The sequence below is a fragment of the Mesorhizobium sp. M0833 genome (genome assembly GCF_040319905.1).
Taxonomy (GTDB): Bacteria; Pseudomonadota; Alphaproteobacteria; order Rhizobiales; family Rhizobiaceae; genus Mesorhizobium.
Genome location: NZ_JAMYOQ010000073.1, coordinates 1 through 4,105, shown reverse-complemented (window position 1 = coordinate 4,105; position 4,105 = coordinate 1). Strand labels below are relative to the sequence as shown.

Here is a 4,105-nt window from a genome sequence, read left to right as displayed (position 1 = left end):
GCATTTCTGGACATCCTCGGGGCGGATTACACCATGTCGCAGGGCCGGAAGAATGTGGGAGATCAGTTCAGCTTCAGGTTTGTCAAAGGCATGGACCTTGGGGTGACCGGGTATTGGGCAATGTTTCGGCAATCGTTCGCGGTCATGGCGTTCGTCTCCCAAGACATGGCTGAACTTCGAGACGCGCCCCATTACCTTGTGCGGCGACCGGGGTTCCTCAAAGGCTATTCCGTCAAGTTCTGCCGGTCTCGCAGCCGCATAAGCGCTCTCGCGGCGGCCGTCCGGCCGCAGGCGGGCTGACTGCTTTGGTGACTGCTTAACGAGAAATCAGACTGGCCGCCGGCAAAGGTTGGATCGCGCTGGCGCAGGCAGTGTTCGCGACATGGCACCCGCTGCGCGTCCCTGCTCGGCGGCTGGCGGTTCGGCGGCATGACGATCCTGCAGGGACAGGCGCGGGCTCGGGCCCCCTCGGAGCAGCTATTGGCCCTGCCCTACCTGGCGGCCATCGCGGTGTTGGTGCTGATCTCGCACAACCGCCAAGTGCTTGCCCCGCGCTTTCCGGCTTCGCTGGCAAGGCCTAGCTGGGTGCAAGTTACACTTGGCTGTTTCGCCACCATTCGATCTAAGGCGACCACGCGCGATAGCGGTTGTCCAAATGGACGAATGGAAGAGTCGACTATCGCCCCAGTCGATCGAATGTCTGCTTACAGGCAAAGAAGAAGGTGACTCTAGCGTCTGACATGAGGCGCGAACATGACCTCCAGCATTGTCACCCGCGATCTCCGCTTCCGGGCGGAGGCACCGAAGGCGAAGCGTTGAGGCGGTCATTTACTGCATCATCAGCGTCGGTCGAGACCGTTGCGTTGCGCTCGTCGTGGCGGGATCAGCGGGCAGAAAGGTCCGCATGCAGTTTTGGTTCGGAATGGAATATCGCCGGCAGGTCCGGGGTGGTCTTATTTGACGGTCGAAAACTCAAAACGATCGAAACGGAAGACTGCCGTATACTCGTTGCGTCGCTCCGGCGTCCCGGCAGGATTCCGGAAGATCGCGCCGCAGGTTGTCTGAACTTTCGGAATGGCGTCGCACAGGAAGTTCTGCTGCACCCAGCTGGTTCCTTTGTCTATCCATGCGCCTCCCCCGCGGAGGTCACGACCGAGGATGAGCGACCTGATCTCCGAACCGGTAAGCCGGTCCTTCGCATCCAGATCGACCTCTTCCGGCAACTCCGGCAAACCGGCCTTGTCCAGGCCGTCCAGCAGACGCCCGATGTCAGTCGGGTTCTTGAACACAAAATACCTCTGCGTGACCAGCTGATTTGCCCCTCCATCCTTTCGTTCCAACATGACGTTCCTTAGCCTGTCACTATAGGCCGCGACCTGATCGCTGCGCCCGAGATGTGCGTAGGCCGAAACCAACACCTGCAGGCCATAGAATTTCGGCCATGGATCGGGCGATTGGAGATCGATCCTTTCAAGGTAGTCGACAGCTTCCTCGAAACGACCCTGGCCAAATTCAGCCAGCCCAGCCAGGTAGTGCCGATGGTCGTTGCCGCCTGGGTCGACACGGTTGGCCGCGACGAGGTAGTCGCGCGCCTCGTTCGGCCTGCCATTGAAATTCAGGGCTTCTGCCAGCCCGACATAGTTCAGGGGATCGCTCGGATCGAGCGCCACTGCCTTGAACATAACCGCGACTGCCTCGTCGGACCGGTGTTCGCGAACTAGCAAACTGGCGACGAGCTGATAGTAAGAGGGCGAAGGATGCTTGGCCGCTTGGTCCAGGTACTTGTAGACGTTGTAAAGCGCGCCAATATCCGAAACGGCCAAAGCCTTGCCCCGCGGCCCGTCCATCTCCCAATAGGCCCATGCGAGCGAGGCTGCCGCCGCGCCGAAATTCGGATCGAGTTCCAGCGCCTGCTGGAGAAACCTCACCGCCTGCGCAAACTCGTCTGGAGTATTGCGACGATTGTAGATTTCCAGGCCCTGGAGGTAAGCTTCGTAGGCTGCAGGATTGCGCGTGCCGCCCGCGACATCTGCCTTGCCTTGGGCGCTGACGAGACGGAGCTTGAGCGCGCCTGCGATGCTGACGACGACCTTGTCCTGCAGCGCAAACACATCCGTCCACTGGCCGTCGAAACGTTCTGCCCAGAGATGACCGGTGGTCGAGCCGTCGATCAATTGCGCGTTGATACGCATGTCGTCGCCGACCCGACGTATCGAACCCTCCAGTATGTACCGGACACCAAGCGCTGCGGCGACCTCAGCGGGTTTAGTCTCCTTGTCCTTGTAGGTGGAAGCCGCGTTTCGCGATATGACGAACAGGCCGGGCACGCGTGCAAGTTCTGTGGTCAGGTCCTCGGTGAAACCGTCTGCCAGATAGCCTTGCGCCTTGTCGTCGCTGAGATTGTCAAATGGAAGCACGACGAGGGATGGCCGGGGGTCGGCTTTCGCATTGGCCGTCAGAGCGGCGGGCCGAGGCGGTGACTCCCACGGTCGCCACCACGCTGCTGCAAGGCCTACTGCGATAACAAGGACCCCAATAGCGACGGCCAGATTGCGCCTGAAGCGTGGGTGTCGATTGACAGCCATGGGCTTTCCCGCCACCGCGGGATCGACCAGCACCCGGTACGCCTGCACCGGTTCTGCGATGTTCTTCAGCTTCTGTTGGCCCATCGGCTCAAAGCCGAAAGCCAACTTCTTCTCAACCTCTTTTGCGACCTTTGCCGAGACACAGATGCCGCCAGGTTCCGCCAGTTGTTGGAGCCTGGCAGCGACGTTGACGCCCTCGCCATAGCGGTCCTCGCCCTCGACAATCACCTCGCCGAGATTGATCCCGATCCTGACGCGAATCCGATGATCCTCGGAAACGGCGGCGTTGCGTTCCGCCAGGGCGTGCTGCAACGACACGGCACATTCGACCGCGTCCACGACGCTGGAGAACTCTGCCAGCAGGCCGTCGCCCATCAGCTTGAAGGTATGGCCATGGTGGCGGGCAATTTCGGGTTCGAATAGTTCCTTGCGGCCTGCCTTGAGACGCTCGAACGTGCCCTGTTCGTCCTGCTCCATCAGTGCGGAGTAGCCGACCACGTCCGCGGCAAGAATGGCAGCGAGCTTTCGCTCCATGACTGCCCCCCCATTGGATAGCATCACACTGCGCGACTGATAGTACCACAAGCTAGGGAAAAGCGCATTGGAGACGCCGGCTTCACGTGCCTATCAGCCGGTGGCACGCGAGATCGAACCACGTTGTCGGAACCGACGCAGATGGTGCGACCTCAACGGTTCAGGGCGTCCAGCGCCCTTTGTGCCGCGATGAGGTCGACGATTGGATACCTAGTGTTACTAGTGTTAAATGTGTGGACCACGATGCGCTCAGGCTCTGGCAGACCTTCATTGCGCGCGGCCGCCGCGCTTTGGATTTCCGCTGCGCAGGCGACTGCGTCGACCACGCTGTCGAAGGCGACAAGCGCGCCATCGCCCATCAGCTTGACGACGGCCTCCAGCCGATTGTCATAAATGCGCCTCAGCAAGTCGCAGGCCACTTTGGCGCGCTGCCATGTCCGACCGACAAGTGAGCAGCCTCCTAAGCTTGCCGGGGCATTGTCGACTTCATCCCACACCGTCCACGTGCCGGACGGCTCGGGGTGACAACGGAATCTAGATTGGTCGTCTTCCATAGGTAACCAACGAGAAAGCCACACCCTATGTAAGACGACGAAGTGGTTAACGTAACGCTGACCTTTCTCGTAGTTGCTGGCTGCTTGCGGCCTATCCAGACGATCGAAGAGGGCCCGCACCCGGTTGCGAGAAGGTTGCAAGGAAGCGTGTCGAAGCCCTGGCGAAAGAAAACGCCTAATCGCTAACGCCCCAGCGGAGCCGCGGCGACCTGCCCACCACGCAAGCCTAGTGCACGCGCGCTGGAAAACGGCCGGCGCCTTCGACCTTAGGTTCATCGCCCGCCCTATGCCTTGCCGTATGCGCTCTGGCTGGTGTCGGGCGTATAGATCAATCCAACACGCTTGCCGCCGAATTTGGCGCATTTCAGCTTCGGAATGAGATCGTCCGCCATCGCTGGCGCGTCCGGACCGGACCGATCCCGCGGGCTTCAC

Annotated in this window: 3 protein-coding genes; 1 reads left to right on the top strand and 2 read right to left on the bottom strand. The window is 60.8% G+C overall.

Annotation, left to right across the window (positions count from 1 at the left end):
* A partial coding sequence (locus NKH98_RS32700) for a hypothetical protein (RefSeq protein WP_352904293.1) occupies positions 1-300 on the top strand: 300 nt, incomplete at its 5' end.
* Positions 301-953: 653 nt separating this feature from the next.
* Here NKH98_RS32700 and NKH98_RS32695 read toward each other — a convergent pair.
* Both NKH98_RS32695 and NKH98_RS32690 read right to left on the bottom strand, forming a co-directional pair.
* Positions 954-3,119, bottom strand: coding sequence for an adenylate/guanylate cyclase domain-containing protein (locus tag NKH98_RS32695; RefSeq protein ID WP_352904292.1), 2,166 nt, complete (start codon positions 3,117-3,119; stop codon positions 954-956).
* A 152-nt stretch (positions 3,120-3,271) separates the two neighbouring features.
* A complete protein-coding gene (locus NKH98_RS32690) occupies positions 3,272-3,673 on the bottom strand; it encodes a hypothetical protein (protein ID WP_352904294.1) in 402 nt (133 codons plus the stop codon).
* Positions 3,674-4,105 lie beyond the last annotated feature (432 nt).